Annotated in this window: 15 protein-coding genes and 1 pseudogene; 7 read left to right on the forward strand and 9 right to left on the reverse strand. The window is 70.6% G+C overall.

Annotation, left to right across the window (positions count from 1 at the left end; translation table 11 throughout):
• Positions 1–15: 15 nt before the first annotated feature.
• Together WBA97_RS37175 and WBA97_RS37180 are read right to left on the reverse strand one after the other, a co-directional pair.
• Positions 16–600: a DUF305 domain-containing protein gene (locus WBA97_RS37175; RefSeq protein WP_424235718.1), complete on the reverse strand. Its 585-nt coding sequence runs from the start codon at positions 598–600 to the stop codon at positions 16–18.
• Positions 573–1,412: a DUF1996 domain-containing protein gene (locus tag WBA97_RS37180; RefSeq protein ID WP_424235719.1), complete on the reverse strand. Its 840-nt coding sequence runs from the start codon at positions 1,410–1,412 to the stop codon at positions 573–575. The genes WBA97_RS37175 and WBA97_RS37180 overlap by 28 nt, the downstream gene beginning before the upstream one ends.
• Before the next feature lie 310 nt (positions 1,413–1,722).
• Between WBA97_RS37180 and WBA97_RS37185 the strand changes: the two genes are divergently transcribed.
• Both WBA97_RS37185 and WBA97_RS37190 read left to right on the forward strand, forming a co-directional pair.
• Positions 1,723–3,426: a discoidin domain-containing protein gene (locus WBA97_RS37185; RefSeq protein WP_424235720.1), complete on the forward strand. Its 1,704-nt coding sequence runs from the start codon at positions 1,723–1,725 to the stop codon at positions 3,424–3,426.
• A gap of 115 nt (positions 3,427–3,541) precedes the next feature.
• Positions 3,542–4,918: a hypothetical protein gene (locus tag WBA97_RS37190; protein ID WP_424235721.1), complete on the forward strand. Its 1,377-nt coding sequence runs from the start codon at positions 3,542–3,544 to the stop codon at positions 4,916–4,918.
• Here WBA97_RS37190 and WBA97_RS37195 read toward each other — a convergent pair.
• Entirely contained in the window at positions 4,896–5,165 is a 270-nt protein-coding gene (locus tag WBA97_RS37195; RefSeq protein ID WP_424235722.1) for a helix-turn-helix domain-containing protein, read from the reverse strand. The genes WBA97_RS37190 and WBA97_RS37195 overlap by 23 nt on opposite strands.
• Positions 5,166–5,270: 105 nt before the next feature.
• Between WBA97_RS37195 and WBA97_RS37200 the strand changes: the two are divergent.
• From WBA97_RS37200 to WBA97_RS37215, 4 genes and pseudogenes are all read left to right on the forward strand, one after another.
• Positions 5,271–7,321: pseudogene (locus WBA97_RS37200) on the forward strand (M6 family metalloprotease domain-containing protein).
• 211 nt (positions 7,322–7,532) lie between these two features.
• A complete protein-coding gene (locus tag WBA97_RS37205; protein ID WP_424235723.1) occupies positions 7,533–8,507 on the forward strand; it encodes an efflux RND transporter periplasmic adaptor subunit in 975 nt (324 codons plus the stop codon).
• Positions 8,504–9,199, forward strand: a complete 696-nt coding sequence (locus WBA97_RS37210; RefSeq protein ID WP_424235724.1) for an ABC transporter ATP-binding protein — start codon at positions 8,504–8,506, stop codon at positions 9,197–9,199. Before WBA97_RS37205 ends, WBA97_RS37210 begins: the two co-directional genes overlap by 4 nt.
• Positions 9,199–10,494, forward strand: coding sequence for an FtsX-like permease family protein (locus WBA97_RS37215; protein ID WP_424235732.1), 1,296 nt, complete (start codon positions 9,199–9,201; stop codon positions 10,492–10,494). The genes WBA97_RS37210 and WBA97_RS37215 overlap by 1 nt, the downstream gene beginning before the upstream one ends.
• Here the strand turns inward: WBA97_RS37215 and WBA97_RS37220 are convergent, their stop codons facing one another.
• Positions 10,495–10,842 carry an MmcQ/YjbR family DNA-binding protein gene (locus WBA97_RS37220; protein WP_424235725.1) on the reverse strand — a complete coding sequence of 116 codons (348 nt, stop codon included), beginning with the start codon at positions 10,840–10,842 and terminating at the stop codon, positions 10,495–10,497.
• Between the two features lie 17 nt (positions 10,843–10,859).
• Here WBA97_RS37220 and WBA97_RS37225 point away from each other — a divergent pair, with 17 nt between their 5' ends.
• Positions 10,860–11,468 (forward strand): hypothetical protein, encoded by a 609-nt coding sequence (locus WBA97_RS37225; protein ID WP_424235726.1) that lies wholly within the window; start codon positions 10,860–10,862, stop codon positions 11,466–11,468.
• Between the two features lie 36 nt (positions 11,469–11,504).
• On the opposite strand, the gene WBA97_RS37230 is transcribed toward WBA97_RS37225, so the two are convergent.
• The 5 genes from WBA97_RS37230 to WBA97_RS37250 all read right to left on the reverse strand — a co-directional run.
• The gene (locus WBA97_RS37230; protein ID WP_424235727.1) at positions 11,505–12,572 is read right to left on the reverse strand and encodes a glycosyltransferase; all 1,068 of its coding nucleotides are present in this window, start codon (positions 12,570–12,572) and stop codon (positions 11,505–11,507) included.
• The gene (locus WBA97_RS37235; RefSeq protein ID WP_424235728.1) at positions 12,569–13,732 is read right to left on the reverse strand and encodes an amidohydrolase family protein; all 1,164 of its coding nucleotides are present in this window, start codon (positions 13,730–13,732) and stop codon (positions 12,569–12,571) included. The genes WBA97_RS37230 and WBA97_RS37235 overlap by 4 nt, the downstream gene beginning before the upstream one ends.
• A gap of 66 nt (positions 13,733–13,798) precedes the next feature.
• Positions 13,799–15,838 (reverse strand): M14 family zinc carboxypeptidase, encoded by a 2,040-nt coding sequence (locus tag WBA97_RS37240; protein ID WP_424235729.1) that lies wholly within the window; start codon positions 15,836–15,838, stop codon positions 13,799–13,801.
• Between the two features lie 71 nt (positions 15,839–15,909).
• Positions 15,910–17,583: a BTAD domain-containing putative transcriptional regulator gene (locus WBA97_RS37245; RefSeq protein WP_424235730.1), complete on the reverse strand. Its 1,674-nt coding sequence runs from the start codon at positions 17,581–17,583 to the stop codon at positions 15,910–15,912.
• On the reverse strand, positions 17,573–17,764 hold a 192-nt coding region (locus WBA97_RS37250), incomplete at its 5' end, for a hypothetical protein (RefSeq protein ID WP_424235731.1). The genes WBA97_RS37245 and WBA97_RS37250, both read right to left, overlap by 11 nt.

Consider the following 17,764-nt stretch of genomic DNA (forward strand, 5'->3'; position numbering starts at 1 on the left):
TTATAGCCGACCACGTCAGCCGAGGGCGTCGAGTGATCGCAATGCGCTCGCCCGTTCGGTCACCATCGCCTCCGCGATCGCCTTCGTCTCCTCGTGTGTCACCGACGACGCCCCCGACTTCGCCACCGTCGCCGACTCCGTCAGGTGCGCCCGCGTCAGCCGGACGAACTGCGCGTCGAAGTCCGGCCCGGCGGACAGCGAGATCAGTTCGGCCTCGGTCGGCATGCCCGGCATGTCGTGGCCCGCGTGGTTGTCGACAAAGGGCACCCCTGCCCCGTCGAGGATCCCGCGCAGCTCCGTCAGCTCGGTCCTGCGCACCGAGGCCAGCTCATCGGCCAGGCCCCGCATCGCCGGGTCCTTCGCCCGTGCCACGCCAAGGTCGAGCAGCTTCACGGCCTGGGTGTCGGTCGAGATGACGAGCTCGGCGAAGGCCAGGGCGGTCGCGTCGAGGGCGCCGTCACGGGCACCGCTCGACGCGACCGCTTCTGGACCGGCTTCCGGCGCAGGGCTCCGGGCCGGGGCTGCCTCCTGCCGGCCGCACGCCGTGAGGAGTGCGGCCAGCAGGAACAGGATCAGAGCGGGCGGCCGTCGTGTCCGCACTTGATCACCGGGTTGATGCAGTCCCGCACGCGGCGCTCCATCTCCGCCGCGGGCCAGACGTTGAAGAAGTCGCCGTGCATGGTGCGCCCGTCACCGGACGACAACCGCAGGCCGGCCGGGTCGCCGTTGACCGGGAACCGCAGCACCATCCGCAGCTTCGGCACGGGCACCGGGTGCGAGGACGGGCAACCGCCCGCGACCGGGTACGCCATGTGCGACTTGTGGTCGCTCGAGTCCAGGGTGGTGCCGTTCCAGCACTGCGGGAAGTCCAGGTAGGTCTCCAGCTGCGTGCCGGACGGGCAGTTCACGAAGTTCTTCGACGGGTTCACGTGCCCGGCGTGCAGGCAGGACCAGCGGGCGATCGAGTCGGCATCGCCGGTGGCCTTGGCGTTACCGGCGACGATCTTCAACCCGACCGGGGTCGGCTGGATCGCGCCCGGGTTGTTCACGCCTTCGCCCAGGTAGTAGAAGGTGATGCCGGACGGCACCACGGCCTGGTTGTTCTTGTAGAGGGTCGGCACCCAGTACGACGAGATGTCCACCGCGGGGTCGCAGTTGCCGGTGGCCCCGGCCAGCTGCTGGTGGCTGGTGGTGTTCGCGGTGGTCGCGTGGTTGCCGAAGAAGTCGTGCGAGTGCGACGCGCCGGGCAGGTTGGGCAGCACGATCGGGTCGTCCGGCAAGCGGTGGCTCAACTGGCAGTCGGCCGGGAACTCCGCGACGCGGATCACGGCCTGGGCCTTCTCGGGGCTCCCGGCGAGGCCGCCGCTGACGACAGCTCCTGCCGCCAGCACCGCCGCGAGTCCTATGGTCAACCATCTGATTCGGTTCTTCGCCATTGAAGACAAACTCCCTCGACGTTTCCTGCAGGGGAACGAGAGAGCGCTCTCACAGATGAGGATGACCCGGGTCACACCGACCGGTCAACGGTTTTGTTCTGCACAGGAACAAATGACCCCGTTCGGCCTAGTGGCGAGCGTCGAACGGTCCCCGGTCTTGACAGGATCTGTCCGGATCGCCACGCTCTGTCCCGGAGAGAGCGCTCTCACGCCTCCCAGTCCCCTTCCTGTTTCACGCCGACGGTTCGCGACCGGACGCGGCCCCGTCGCGTGCAAAGGAGCACGCATGAGATCTCGTCGGTTCCTCTCGTTGGGGATGGCCGCCGCGCTCGCGGCCACCCTGCTCCACCTCACCCTGCCCGCCTCGGCGGCGGGCGCCCTCATCTCGCAGGGCAAGCCGGTCACGGCGTCGTCGACCGAGAACGCCGCGGCGTTCCCGGCGACCGCGGCGGTCGACGGCAACGCCGGTACCCGCTGGTCGAGCCAGTTCAGCGACGCACAGTGGCTCCAGGTCGACCTCGGCGCGACGTACGCCGTCGACGAGGTCCGCGTGAACTGGGAGGCCGCCTACGCGCGCGGCTTCTCCGTCCAGATCTCCGCGAACGCCTCCTCGTGGTCCACTGTGTACACCACGGCCACGGGAACCGGTGGTACGCAGACACTTCCGGTCAGCGGCTCCGGCCGGTACGTCCGGCTCAACCTCACCGCGCGGGCCACCCAGTACGGCTACTCCCTGTGGGAGTTCCAGGTGTTCGGCACGCAGAGCGGCGGCCCGGTCGATGGCGGCCTGCTGTCGTACAACAAGCCGGCCACGGCGTCGACGTTCCAGGACGACGGCGCGTGCCCGGGCTGTACCCCCGCCCGCGTGACCGACTTCGACCCGGCGACCCGCTGGGCGACCAGCGCGACGAACGGCTGGGTCGACCCGGGCTGGATCACGGTCGACCTCGGTGCTCCCGCGACGGTGACAAAGGTTGTCCTGCAATGGGATCCGGCCTACGCGACCGCGTACCAGCTCCAGGTCTCGAACGACAACGCGTCGTGGACGACGATCTACCAGACCGTCGCGGGCCGCGGCTTCAAGGAGACGCTGACGGTCAGCGGCACGGGCCGGTACGTCCGCATGTACGGCACCGCGCGGTCGAATGGCTATGGCTACTCGCTGTGGGAGTTCCAGGTGTACGGCACCGGTGGCAACCCGACGTCCCCGCCCACGCTGCCCACGCCAGACTTCACGCGCCTGGCATGGAGCGACGAGTTCAACGGCGCCAACGGTTCAACGCCGGACACCACGAAGTGGAAGGCGGAAACGGGCGCTGGCGTCAACAACGAGCTGCAGTACTACACGAACAACAACAACGCACGCATGGACGGCGCGGGCAACCTGGTGATCCAGGCCCGGCGCGAGGTGACGCCGGGTTCGGCGTGCCCGCCCGATCCGCTGTCCGGTGGCAGCACGACCTGCCAGTACACGTCGGGCAGGCTGAACACCAACGGGAAGTTCGACTTCACCTACGGGCGTGTCGAGGCGCGGATCAAGGTCTCGAGCGGACAGGGACTGTGGCCGGCGTTCTGGATGCTGGGCAGCAACTTCTTCCAGGGCAGGCCGTGGCCGGCCTCGGGTGAGATCGACATCCTGGAGCACGTTGGCAAGGAGCCGAACAACGTCTACTCGACCCTGCACGCGCCGGCCTACTTCGGCGGGGGTGGCTACGGTTCGCCACTGAACCTTGGCCAGGCGGCCAACGCGGCGTTCCACGTGTTCGCCGTCGAGTGGGGCCCGACGCAGATGCGGTTCTTCGTGGACGGCAACAACTTCTTCACCGCGGCCAGGGACACGGTCGAGTCGACTCGCGGTCCCTGGGTGTACGACCACCCGTTCTTCATCATCCTGAACAACGCGGTGGGCGGTGACTGGCCAGGCCCGCCGAACGCGAGCACCCAGTTCCCGCAGAACATGACCATCGACTACGTGCGCGTCTACCGCTAGGCAAAGCCCTGAAGGTGCCCTTCTACCTGAAGGGCACCTTCAGGCCTGTCCACCCATGTTGATTGTTTGCCGGAACCCGCGTTAAGTGGGTGGCTGGCAACAAGGGAGGACAAGGATGTCTTTCGACAGGCGAACCGCGTTGCGTGGCATGGCCATCGCCGGACTGGCCGCGACGGCACTCCCCGGAACGGCGGCGGCCGCGTCCGGCCTGGAGTTCCACCTCCGGCACCAGTTCCGGCCGTTCGACCTGATCGCGCCGGGCTTCGTGCAACACGACGCCCCGGCCCGCCCCGGCGCGGTGACCATCGACAACCGTCCGGTGGCCCCGTTCTGTGCGGTGACAACACGATCGTCCGGTGCGGTGGCGGCGGGCCTGGTCGGCGAGGGCACCTCGGTACTTGGCCGATACGAGAACGGCACCACGACGATCGAGGTCAGGACCGGCGGCGCGACGACGGTGGTCGCGTCGGCCGCGGCGGAACTGTCCGAGGGCGCGGGCTTCGCGGTGGTCGTCAACGAGAACGCGGTCACGGTGCTCGCGGACACGGGCGCGGGCTGGCAACCGCTGCTGACCAACCGGGACGGCGTCCGGGCGCTGATCGACCTGCGCGACCCGAACGTGCTGCGAGAACTGAGCTACGGCTACGAAAACGCACAGGACCGGGTGCGAGCCGGATACTACGGCCAGGCAGGCGTACGAGACCCGCACGTGGTGCAGTACGCGGACGGCCGCCCGTACATCCGGGACAACAAGCTGTACCTGACGCTGACCAACGCGGGCATGGGCTTCTTCCAGCAGGCGCACTGGGGCGTGTGGACGCTCGACCTGGCCGACCCGACGCGGCTGACGCAGGTGGCGCAGCTGTTCTTCGCGCGCGACGGCGTAGTACTGGGCGACCACGCTGGTCAGATCGTGGTGGACGGCGACGAGTTCGTCCTGGCGATGTCGTCGTGGGGCGACTTCGACTTCGCCGGTGTGCACGTGCGATACACCCGAACCCGCGCCAACGTCCTGAAGGGCACACACGTCCTGCCCACCAAACGGATGCCGCTGCCGACGACCGTCAGCTCGTGGGACCCGGCACTGACCAGGATCGACGGGCAGTGGCACGTGGCGTTCGTCGAGAGCCCTGCGCAGTCACCCGCGTTCGTGTTCCATCCGGCACTGGCTCGCGGCCGCACACTGGAGAGCCTGGCACCGGTGGGCGCCGACCTGACCCTGGACCAGACCGAGGGCACGATCATCCAGCGGCTGCAAGGCAAGTGGCGCGTTCTGACCAGCGACGGCGACGCACGCGTGTACCGCGTGTACGACCTGACGATGCGTCCACAAGGGACACTCAACGCACCCTACGGTACGAACATCCCGCACCCCATGGTGTTCCAGCACCGCGACCGCTACTGGATGGTCACCTTCGATGGCACCCAGTTCGTCGAACCGGTCCTCGGCTACGGCACCCACGGCGACTTCATCGTGATGACGGACTCGTGACAGGCCCATGGAGGCGGGCCATCTTCAGGCTCAGGTGGAGCATGAGGCGGTCGCCGCCGTCCTTGAGGTTCGTGTACGTCAGGGATTCCACCCGCCGCAGGCGGTAGTAGAGCGACGTGCGGTGGAGGCGCAACGCCTTCGACGTCTCCACCGCGCTGCCCGCCGAGTCCAGGTACGTCTCCTCCCGTGACGCCAGAGCCGCGTCACGTGGCGGGACGGGAACCTCAGCCTCGCCGCCAGCAGGCACAGCTCCAGTGCCTGTCTCGACAGCGAGCCACGTGCGCGGCTAGTGTCCGGGTGTGTGAATCGTCGCCCTGCCCTCGTGGTGACCGCCCTGTTCTCCGCCGCCGCAATGACCGCCGGAATCACCGCCGCGCCCGCGCTCGCCGCGCCGCCTGACGCACCGGCCCACCCCTGGCAGTTCGACCACTGGCCGCAACAGCAGCCGTGGCAGCAGACCGACACCTCAGGCGCCCGCGTTGCCGCCACCCAGGCGGGCCTGCCAGGGCCCATCGACCCGCAGGACTGGGTCAACCCCGACCACATGACGTGGGAGAAGGACTACACGAGCGTCCCCGGCACCAACTGGGCCGACCCGTCGGTCAAGGGCTCCGAGCGCACCTTCAAGGGCGCGCTCGTCCTCCTCGACTACCCGAACCAGCCGTTCGTCGTGACGCAGCCGCGGGGTTCGACCGTCTTCGCGAACCCGAGCAGCGAGGCACACGACGTCCCTCGTGACGGGGTCGCGCAGTTCTACCAGGACTTCCTCAACAAGCCGAACGACCTCAACCGCGGCCACACCATCCACGAGTACTGGATGGAGGACTCCGGCGGCCGCTACGGCGTCGACCTCACCGCCTTCGGCCCGTACACGATGCCGGGCAAGGACCACGAGTACGCGATGGAGTTCCAGGAGGGCGCCGCCTGCCCGGCCGGGGACGACTGCGACCGCAACATCCGCACCGACGGGCGGGCGGGCTGGGTCGCCGACGTCGGCGCGGAGGTGCCCGCCGGGTTCGACTTCGTCTTCTTCCTCTCCGCCGGTCAGGACGAGTCCTCGACCTGGCAGGAGTTCGGCATGATGAAGTTCGCGACCCCCGATGAGGTGACCGACGAGTTCGGCCCGCCGGACGACGCGCTACCCAACGCCTCGCCGACCCGGTACGTGGACTGGACGTCCTGGGCGTCCGGCTCGACGATCTGGCCCAACGCGGGCGGTGGCTCGTCCACCCAGGCCGAGAGCTCCGGCATGGGCGTGTACGCCCACGAGTTCAGCCACATCCTTGGCATCGGCGACAACTACAACAACCCGTACGGCGTCCCGCCGCGCCGCGCCTACACGGCATCTGGGAGATGCTGTCCCGCGGCTCGTTCAACGGCCCCGGCGGCCCGCACAGCCGGTGGATGATCCCGCCGACCGGCGGCGGCTCGATGGGCGCGCAGCACATGCTGCGCAACAAGCTGAAGCTCGACATGGTCGACGAGCAGAACGTGCTGCGGCTGTCCCGTGCCGCGCTCGGGGACTCCGGCATGGTGATCGCGAAGATCACCGCGCGGACCGTCCAACCGGGACCGCAGGGGCTGGCCGGGGTCAACATCGAGTTGGAGGGCGGCGATCTCGCGCCGCCGTGTGACACCAGCACCGACCCGTTCTGCGACGGCCGCGGCTACCAGAACTACACGGTCGAGGTCGTGGACCGGATGGGCGCCGACTCGTTCACGCCGGACGCCGGTGTGCTGCTCGCCAAGACGAAGAACGAGGACCGCGCGCCGTTCGAGTGGGTCATCGACGCCAACCCGCAGGACATCGGCATGACCGACTACGTCCTGCCGGACGGCACCGAGGTGCCCATCACGATCGGCGACTACCGGCAGCTGTCCGACGCGTTGTTCCACGCTGGCACGAATTCGGGCAGCGAGTACGAGTACACCGACGAGGCCAACCGGCTGGCTTTCTACGTCCTGGACGTCAAGCGGGACGACAAGGGCCTGCTGTCCTACACGGTCGCGATCCGCTCGCTCGACGGCGCGGGCCCGCAGAAGCGCGGCGTGAAGGTGCTGCCGACGTTCGGTCTTCCGGACCGCGCCGGGATGGCGACCTGCCGGTTCCCGTTGTTCAACACGGGTCGCGACGCGGCGCCTGCCGGGACGCACCCGCAGGACGTGTCGAAGTACACCGCCGGTGACGTCTACCGCGTGTCGGCGTCCGTGGCGGGCCGCGGCTGGACGGTGTCGGTGCCGAACGAGCTGGCGACCGCGGGCTTCGGGCAGTACGTCCAGGTTCCGGTGTACGCCAAGAAGAACGGCAGCGGGCCACTGGTCGCGCAGGTGAAGCTCACGGCGACGTCCGAGAGCGACCCGGCGAAGAAGGCGACGGCAGGCTGCACGGTGATCGGCCGATGAGGCCGCGGGCCGCGCTCACACGCTGATCACCGGCTGACTCACCTGCTGTCACCAAAACCGATCCGCGTTCACGCTGAGTTCTTGCGGTAGCGTGCGGCCACCGCTGGAGCAACCTCGTGTCATTCCGGGGCGTCTAGCGGTCAGGAGCTGTGATCAGTTTGGGGGCCTTGAGTTGAAGCCTGTCCACACCCGGTTGGGGACGCTGGTGTCCGTGCTGGCCTTGTCGGCCGCGTGCAGCACCACGGAGGCGGCCGAGCCGCCACCCGGTCTCGCGGACCGGGGCACCGTCATGACCACGGTCTCGCCGACCAGGCAGGACCTCACGAACGCGGTGAGCCTCTCTGGCACCGTCACGATGAACCCGGTGTTCGGGCTCGTCGCGCCGGTGGCCGGGCAGATGCGCTACCTCGACGTCACCGAACCCAGGACCACGCCGACGAAACCGACGCGCATCGGTTCGGTGTGGGTGGACGGCGAACCGCACCGGATCGAGGTGCCGGCCGGGTCGACGTTCGCGGGCAGGCTCGTCGACGACCGGACGTCCGTCACCGTTGGCATGCCGATCGCGTCGGCGAAGCTCGCCGGGTACGGCATCGTCGCGGACATCAGCAGTGACAAGGCATACCAGATCGCCGACGGGCTGACCGGCGTGACGGCACAGATCAAGAACGGCCCAGGGCCGTTCCCGTGCGCGGTGCTCGGCACGATCGCCGCGTTGCCCGCCGGGACCGTGCCCGCGCCGCCGCCCGCCGAGCCCGAGCCGCCTGCCGAGGAGCAGCAGGCGCCGGGGAGTACGCCGCCGCCCGCGCCGAAAGAGGAGCAGCCGGAGGAGCAGTTGCCTTCCGGGTCCGAGGCATCCGGGCTGCGGCTCGTGTGCACCGCGCCGCCGAACACCAAGCTGATCAACGGTGCCGCCGTGACGCTGAAGATCGTCACGCAGACCGCAGCCAACGCGCTCGTCGTGCCGGTCGAGGCGGTCGCGGGCGGGCAGGGCAAGGGGCAGGTCGAGGTCGTGAAGAACGACGGCACCACGCAGGTCGTCGACGTCGTGCTTGGGCTCACCGACGGCAAGGTCGTCGAGGTCAAGTCCGGGCTCACCGGTGAGGAGAAGCTGTCCGTGCCGGGGCCGAACCTGCCACCCGCACCGGACGGAGAGGGCGCGAGCGGGAACCCGGGTGGCAAGTGAACGAGCCGCTGATCCGGGTCACCGGACTGACGAAGACGTTGAAGGGGCAGGACGAGCCGCGCACCATCCTCGCGGGTGTCGACCTGACCCTCCACAGTGGAGAGAGCATCGCGGTGCGCGGGCGCTCTGGGTCGGGCAAGAGCACGCTGCTGTCTCTCATCGGCCTGTTCGACCGGCCGGACGGGGGGCAGTACCTGCTGGGGGGCAAGGACATCACCCGCATCCCGGAGCGGAAGGCTGCCGCGCTGCGCAGCTCCGAGTTCGGGTTCGTGTTCCAGCGGTTCTTCCTGCTCAAACACCTGACCGCGGCACAGAACGTCGCGATGGCGATGGTGAACGGGCAGGGCTGGCTGCCGCGCCGCAAGCGGAAGGCGAAGGCACTGGCCGCGCTGGACCAGATGGGTATCGCGCACCTCGCGAAGCACAAGCCGCCCCGGCTGTCCGGCGGTGAGCAGCAGCGGGTCGCGATCGCCCGCGCGCTCGTGCGGGAACCGAAGATCCTGCTCGCCGACGAGCCGACCGGTGCGCTCGACACCGACACCGGCAACATCGTGGTGGAGGCGCTCCGCTCGGCGACCGACCGCGGCTGCGGGCTGATCCTCGTGACCCACGACCATGACCACGCCTCGAAGATGCAGCGCGTGCTGCACCTCGACCACGGCGTCCTCGCTTCGGCGGAGGTGCGGGCGTGATGCGTCTTTCCGGCCGGTTCCGGGCGGCACTCATCATCGGCGGGCAGGGCATCCGGGCCCGCAAGCTGCGCACGTTCCTGTCGATGATCAGCCTGTTCCTCGGCGTGCTCGGCGTCGTCGCCGCGCAGGCTGGCCAGGTGATCGCGCACCGCGCGCTGGTCGCGTCGACCGAGCTGGGTATGGGCGTCGACGGCACGCAGCAGATCTACGTGCAGTCGAGCGAGAACACCGGCTCACTCGTGATGGAGACCGTCGCCGGGCGCGACGACGCGATCGCACTGCTCTCCACCAACGCGATCATCGGTGAGCCGAATGTGCGGCCGATCAACGAGGGCGGGGCGCCGCTCGACGGCAGCGGCGGCGGGTGGGGCCCGATGATGAACTGCGACTCGGCGGGCAACTGCGTCGATCCCAACGAGGGCAAGCCGTCCGGGCAGGCGATCGAGCTGCGGGTCACGGCGCTGACCGGGGACGTCCGGCAGTTCCGGCCGCTGCGGATGCAGTCCGGACAGTGGCTCGACTTCGGTGGTGCGCCGTCGATGGCGCCGCGGCTCGTGCTGAACGAGGCCGCCGCGGCGGGTTTCGCCATGTACCAGGTGCCAGCGGAGATGCGGTTCCAGGGCGCGACCGCCAACTCGACCCCCCGGTTCGTCGGTGTGGTCGCCGACGGCAACAGCAGCCCGCAGGCCTACGTGCGCTCCGACGAACTGCTGAACTGGATGCCGATCGACGCGCTCACCGACCCGATGTACGGCACCCCGGAACTGCTGGCGGCACCAACGGCGACCGACTTCGTCGAAACGCTGCGCAAGAAGGTCGAGGCACTCGGCGACGAGAACTCCCTGTACATCAACAAGATCAGCATGGACGACCTGATGCCGGGCGAGATCAAGATGATGCGCTGGGTGTTCCTCGGGGTGTCGATCCTGGTGCTGCTGATCGGTTCCGCAGGCATCCTCAACGTGGGCCTCGCGACGGTAGGCGAGCGGATCGAGGAGTTCGCGCTGCGCAGAGCCGTCGGCACCCCTCGGCTGCTGCTGGCGGGCATCGTGCTGGCGGAGACCCTGCTGACCGGCCTGCTGACGGCGATGGCGGCGATCGGTGCCGGCATTGCGGGACTGGCGGCGGCTGGCAGGCTGTTCGGCGACCGGGAACCGATGCTGCAGAACGTGACGTTCCCGTGGGAGGCGGGTGTCGCCGGGGTGGCGGCGGGCCTGATCGCGGGCGTGCTGGGTGGTCTGGTCCCGGCGGCGAGGGCGGCACGCATCCCGATCGCGACCGTCATGCGTGCCTGATCAGGGATTCGCGGCGTCGTACTCCCGAGCGACCGTCTTCGGCACGCACCTCCGCCACGCGTCGGTGACCAGCTCCGCCAGCTCGTCGCGGTCGATCGCGGCGAGGGCGACGTGGATCCACTGGTAGCGCTGGTCGCCGACGCCCGGCATCGAGAACTTGCCGGGCTCGGCGGCGATCGCGGCTTCCCGTTCCTCCTTGGGAAAGCCGCAGCCCATGGTCAGCTCGTCCCGGGACAGCGCGACGTACACGATCCGCCCGACGTTGAACTTCACCCGGTCCCGCACCAGCCGTTCGACGGTCCTTGGCAGCCCCGTCGCGATCGCACGCACGTCCTCCTCGGTCACCATGCTGCCATTATGGCCACGTGAACTGGGACGAGGCGATCATCGCGCTGGGCGGCACCCCCGCACCGACCGACCTCGAAAAACGCTACGCGGAACCACGCCGCCGGTACCACGGCACGGCACACGTCCGGCAGGTGGTGCGGGACGCGGTCGCCCTGACCGATGGCCGGGACCGGGCGCTGGTCGCGCTGGCCGCATGGGCCCACGACGTGGTGTACGACGGCCACCCCGGCGACGACGAACGGGCGAGCGCCGCGTGGGCCCGCAAGCACCTGACGACCGCGGGACTCGCCGAGCCGGACGTCACACGGGTCGAGGGGCTCGTGCTCGCCACCCTCGACCACACCGCCCCGCCCGGCGACCACCCCGCGCAGGCACTACTCGACGCCGACCTCGCGATCCTCGCCGCCACACCCGAGGACTACGAGCGGTACCGGCAGGCCGTACGCGCCGAGTACGCCCACGTCCCCGACGACGCATGGCGGGTCGGCCGGGCAGAGGTGCTGCGTTCGCTGCTGGCCAAGACCCCGCTCTACCGATTGGCCCACGACTGGGAACCGGCCGCCCGCAAGAACCTCACCGCTGAGCTGGCAACCCTCACAGCACCGAAAGCAGCCGCCGGGGCGTAAGGCCCGCCCCGGCGAGGACACCAACCACACGGACCCTCAGAACAGGAGATCCGCAGTCGGGGCGGGCATGGCCGCGATCTCCTTCGACAACGCCTGCGCCGTAGTGCGTTCCGGCCCGTCGGCCAGCAATGCCCCCACCGCCGCCCCGATCGCGCCGGGAGCCTGATCCTCGTTGCGTAACACCAGACCAGCACCCACCCGCTGAATCGCGGCCGCGTTGAACGGCTGGTCCGCCCCCTGCGGCATCACCAACTGCGGCAACCCGGCCGACAACGTGCCGAGCATCGTGCCCGCGCCGCCGTGGTGCACCACCAGGTCCACGTGCGCGAGCACCTCCGCCTGTGGCACGAACTTCTCCAGCCGCACGTTCGCGGGCAGCTCGCCGAGCAGCGCCGGATCACCCTCGGGACCGACCGCCACCAGCACGTCGACATCATGCGCGGCCGTCTCCAGCACCGCCCGCCGCAGTACCTCGACCGCACCGAACGAGACCGTGCCCAGCGTGACGTACACCGTCCGCCGCCCGGACGGGAGCCAGGACGGCAGCGGCACCTCCGGCGCCCACGCCACCGGGCGGATCGGCCGCCGCGACGCGGGCAGCGGCCCCGGGTTCTGCAGCGACGCCGGAATCTGGTCGAGGTAGCCGCCGGGCATCTCGGGCGACACACCCGCGATCTCGTAGGCGCCCGCGATCGGCGCGTTCCACAGGCCCAGCCCGAACGCGACCGCGGGCACCCCGGCCTCGGCCGCGACGACCGCCGCGCCGATGGCCAGCATCTCGTGCACCACCAGGTCCGGCCGCTCCCGCTCGACCACGTCCCGCAGCGACGGCGTCATATGCCGCACGACCGTCTCGCCGAACATCCGGATCGCGAACTCCGGGCCCGGCGCCATGTCCGGGTGGTTGCGGATCGTCTCCTGCTCGACGTCGTGCAACACCATGCCGTCCGCGATCCCGCGTGCGGTCCGCACCGGCAGCGCGTCCAGGAACGGCTCACCCGTCGCGACGACGACGTCGTGACCGGCCTCGGCGCACGCGAGCGCCAGCGGCAGCATCGGGTACAGGTGGCCGTAGGCGGGAATGCTCGCGAACGTGATCTTCATGCCACGATCCTGCCACCGACGTACACCGCGCGGACGTCCCGCAGCGCGCCGGGATCGGCCATCGGGTTGCCGCCGACCACGACCAGATCCGCGTCGAAACCGGGCGCGAGCCTGCCCTTGCGGCTCGCCAGCCCGCACACCCCGGCCGCCACCGACGTCACCGTCCGCAGCGCGTCGAGCGTGCTCATGCCCAGCGACATCAGCTGCGGCACCGCGGTGGGCAGCGGCGAGTGCGGCTTCGGGGGGCCAACGCCCGCGTCCGTGCCCGCGACGACCAGCGCGCCGTCCGCGATGAGCCTGCGAAGCATCGCCAGGATCTTCGGCAACCGCGCCACGACGGGAGGGGGTGCCACCACGCCCGGCACCGGCACGAGCCCGAGCGTCGCGCCGACCGCGACCCGCCTGGCCACGATCTCCGCCAGCAGGTCGGGCCGGTCGTCGACACCGTCCGCCGACCAGAACGACGCGTGCTCCATGCCGTCGACCCCGGCCGCGAGCGCACCCGCGATCGCGTCGGTGGCATGGGCGTGTGCGGTGACCGGCAGCCCGTGCTTGTGTGCCTCGTCGACGGCCGCGCGCAGCACGCCGACGTCGAACTGCGCCTGGTGCTGCGACGAGCCGGGGGTGAGCGTGCCACCGCTCGCCATGATCTTCACGACGTCGCAGCCGCGTTCGGACCGTTCGCGGACCGCGGCACGCACCGCTGCCTCGGTGTTCTCGGTCGCGCCGCCGAGGAAGTGACAGTGCCCGCCCGGTGTGGTGATCGGTGGGCCCGAGGCGAGGATCGTCGGCAGGCCGGGGTTGCCGCGCAGCCCGAGCGACAGGTAGCCGAGATCGCCGAGGTCCCGGACGGTGGTCACGCCGCACCGCAACGACGCCAGCGCGGCCTCGGTCATGGCGGCGCGCACCTCGTCGGGGGTGCGGGCGGCGAGCGCGCCGACCGGGTCGGGGCTCGCGTCGAACGCGAGGTGCACGTGCGGGTCGATGAGGCCGGGCAGGATCGTCACGTCACCGAGGTCGGTCACCGCCACGCCAGGCACGGAGGTGCCGACCACCGCGACGTGCTCCCCGCCGATGACGATCAGCGGGTCGTCGACCAGGCGAGAGCCGTCGAACAGTCGCGCGGCCCGCAACGCGACGAGCGGCCGGGTGGTGGTCATACCCGGTAAGTCGCCGGTGGCCGGGGGAACGCGACGGTTCCCCCGGCCACCGTTCAGTGTGGACGGTCAGGAGCCCTGGTCGTGGTCGCGTGCCACACGCAGCAGCTCCACCAGGCCCTCGGCGTACTCCTGCGACTCGGCGTGCGCCTCGGGGAACGGCGGCTGGAAGCCGACGCCCTCCCACTGGCCGGTCGCCGCGTTCCAGCGGTCGTTGCCGATCTCGAAGTCCCACGCGAAGATGCCCAGCTCGTAGTACAGCTGGTCGGCCGAGTTGCCCGCGGCCGAGTACAGGACGTCCGCGACCGGGCCGGTACGCGACGGCCACGTCACGGTGCCCCGCGACGCCGCGATCGCGCCGACGATCCGCTTGGCCGACGCCTGGAACATCGCCGCCTCCTCGGCTGATGGCCGGGGCAGCGTGACGCGGCCGGGCATGGCGTAGGCGCCGGGCGGCCACATGAAGTACCCGCCGTAGCTGTGCACGTTCATCGCGAACCGGATGTTCTCGTGCGCCTTCGCCAGCTCGATGACGTTCGCGGCCTCTGGCTCCGACAATTCGGCCGTGCCCGCGTACGTGCCGGACAGGCAGTTCGTCGCGGTCGCGCCGACGTACCCGTCGAAGACCGACCCGACCGTGTAGTTGCGGTTGACGTCGACGCCCCACGAGTCGGCGTTCCTCGGGTCGCGCTGGCTGCCCGTGCAGTGGTTGACCAGGTTCTTGCGCTGGAAGTTGGCGTCGGAGAACGAGTAGTTCGCGCCGTCGGGGTTGACGGTCGGGATCACGAACACCTCGACGTCGGAGAGCAGCTGCCTGGTCGCCGGGTCGGTCGCGTAGTTGGCGAGCAGCCGCTCCGCGAACTCCAGCGTCACGAGCGGCGTCGCCCACTCCCGTGCGTGCTCCTGCGAGTAGGCCAGCACGCCGGTCCGCGAGCCGTCGCGGTGCACACCGATCCGCAGTTCCTGCACGGTCCACGGCTTGTGCGACACGGAACCGTCGAGCCCGTCGTCCATCGTGACCGGACCGGCCGATGGCGCGACCTTGCCCGCCGAGCCGTCCTCGACGAACGCGGTGAAGCGCTGCGGGAAGCGGGCCGTGATCAGCGCGGCGATCTGGTCGGTGGTGGAGATGACGGCGCCAGCGCCGTCGGTCGCGAGCGACACGGTCAGCACGCGGTCGCGCCACGTCGCCTGCGCGGGACGGTTCGGCCTGCCCGGGTCGACCGACTTGACCTGCCAGCCGTTCGCGCCCTGGTCACCGAACCGCACCGACTCCACCACGACCGCCGCGGTCGCCGGGTCACCCAGGTAGGCGGTGGCGGTGCGCCGGTAGCCCTGCGTCTTGTTCGGCAGGTCGACCACGTCGACGAGGTCCGGGTACTGGCGGCCGAGCCGCGCGACCCTGGCCTTGATGTCGGTCGGCGTCATGTAGGCGTCGACGAAGTCCTTCTGGTAGCCGCTTGGCAGCTCCGGCGGGGTCGCGCCCGGCCACGCGGTCGGCGTGATCGCCCGGCTCACGCCGCCGAGGCTGGACGTGGCGGTCACCTTCACCGGCTTCGCGGGCAGGGCCATCGGCTCGGTGACGTGGTACTGGTACTCGCCGGCGTCCTCGAAGCGCTGCAACGGGAACGAGCCGGTCGCGCCGTTCTCGGCGGTCCAGCTGACGGTGATCTCGACGTCCGGGTCGGCGATCGCGGTGGTCGCGACGAGGGTCTGCAGGAACGTGGTGCCGTCGGCGGTCCACCAGTTGGCGGACAGGAAGTGCAGGGTGTCGGCCGCGGCCGCGCGGCGCTGGGTCTGGCTGTACCGGGCGGTGCCGTCGCCGTCGCGCTGGATCACCTGCACGGCCCGCGCTCCGCGCGAGGTGAGCGCGTCGAGCTGTCCGCCGGTGAGCACGAGGTCCACCAACAGTTCGCCGGGCCGCGCCGCGATGTCCGCGCCGCTCGCCACCAGCTCGTCGAACATGGACTCGGTGGGCAGCTGCACCCGGACGAGCGCCGGCTCGTCGGCGGAGGAGGAGGGGGCCGCGGTCGCGGTGGTCGAAACCCCGGTGACGGTGGAAAGCAAGAGCACGGCAGCGGTCGCAAGACCCCATCCGCGTCTACTCATGAGTGGCCTCCAATGCGGTGGAGTGACTGCGTGAATCATTCACCACGTTGTCGGCGAGTCAAGAGATCAAATCAAAAACTCAAACCTGTCACCGAGTTGGCGTACGTCCGTACGAGTGGCGGCACGGTGTACCTGCCGGGTTCGTGCGGGACCGCCAGGTGCAGTGCGACCAGCTGGTCCAGACCGGGGGACGGCGCGCTGATCTCCCGCTGTGTCAACAACAACAGCGACTCCCTCGGCAGCCCCGCGCACGACAGGTCCAGCGCCGCGCGCAGCCCAACCGTCGGGTCGCCAGCGACCGACAGCTCCGCGAGCACGTCCCCGCCGCGCAGCGCGTCGACGAGGGCACCGACGGTCTGCTGCGGCCGCGCGGACAGGTTGGCGGCCGCGATCCGCAGCGCGAGCGGAAGGTGGTCGCACAACTCGGCCAGCTCGGCGAACTCCGTGTCCTCCGGCCCCAGCACGGTGGACAGCAGCTCCGTGGCGTCGCCGGGGCGCAGCGGGCCGAGCGTCACCCGGTGCACGCCGTGGGTCGCGACGAGACCGCGCATGTCGTCGCGGCTCGTGACCAGCACCTCGGCGGGCGACGGGCCGGGCAGCAGCGGCCGCACGTGGTCGGGGTCGCGGGCGTTGTCCAGCACCACCAGCATCTCGCGGTCGGCGAGCGTGGTCCGGTAGACCGCGGCCCGCTCGTCCTCGCCGTCGGGCACCGGCACCCCGAGCGCGGCCAGGAACCGGGCGAGCACCTCGGCGGGCGCCAGCGGCGGCCGCCGGTCGAAGCCGCGGAGGTCGGCGTAGAGCTGGCCGTCGGGGAAGCGGTCGGCGGTGAGCGCGCCCCAGTGCAGCGCCAGCGCGGTCTTGCCGACCCCGGCGCCGCCGACGAGGACCGTCGCCGTCGTCGAGCCACCACCCAGCTGCGACAGCTCGGCGGCCCGGCCGACGAACCCGGGCGCGACCGGCAGCTGGCGCGGCACGATCCGCTCGGCGGGCGCGAGGATCTGCTGGTGCAGGCGGCGCAGTTCGGCGCTGGGCTCCTCACCCAGCTCGGTCACCCATGTCTGCCGCACCCGCTGGAACGTGGCGAGCGCCTCCGCCTGCCTGCCGGTGCGGTGCAGCGCGATCATCAGCTGCCGCCACGGCCGCTCCCGCAGCGGGTGCACCTCGACCTGCTGGATCAGGTCGGCGACCACCGTCTCGTGCCGCCCGCACGCCAGCTCGGCGTCGACGGCGGTCTCCCACGTGTCGAGCCACCGCTCGGTGAGCCGGGCCGCGGCGGCCGCCACCAGCTCGGTCGCGGGCACGTCCGACAGCGGGTTGCCGCGCCACAGACCGAGTCCCCGCCGCAGCAGGTCGGCCGCCGACTCCGGGTCGCCGTCGTGGAACGCCGCCAGCCCGCGCCGGGCGAGGTCGTCGAACAGCCCGATGTCGAGCTGGTCCTCGGTGACGTCGAGGCGGTAGCCGTGCCCGTCGGTGACGAGGATCCGCCCCTGCTCGTCACCCATGGCGCGGCGCAGCCACATGACGTTCTGGTGCACCTGCGTTGTGGCGCTGTCCGGTGGCCGCGCGCCCCACAGCTCCTCAACGAGCTGGTCGACCCGCAGGGGTTCGCCCGCGCGGACGAGCAGCGCGGCGAGGAGCGCCCGCCGCTTCGTGGAGCCGATCACGGTCCAGTCGGACCCGGCGCTGTCGGTGGAAACCGCCAGTTCGAGGGGCCCGAGCAGGCGGAAGCGGAGTTCAGCCGGCATGGCTCGGCACGCTGGTCATGGCGTCCACAATGGACAATGCGTTGGCGGCGCCAGCCTGATGGCCTGCCCGCTCGCAGGCGGCGAACGCCTCCCGCGCGTACCTGGCCGCGTCGGGTCGTCGGCCCCTGGCCGACGCGGCGGACGCGAGCACCGTCAGCGCCCGCCCCTCCCACAACAGCAG

This window comes from Actinophytocola sp. (assembly GCF_049647105.1).
Taxonomy (GTDB): Bacteria; Actinomycetota; Actinomycetes; order Mycobacteriales; family Pseudonocardiaceae; genus Actinophytocola.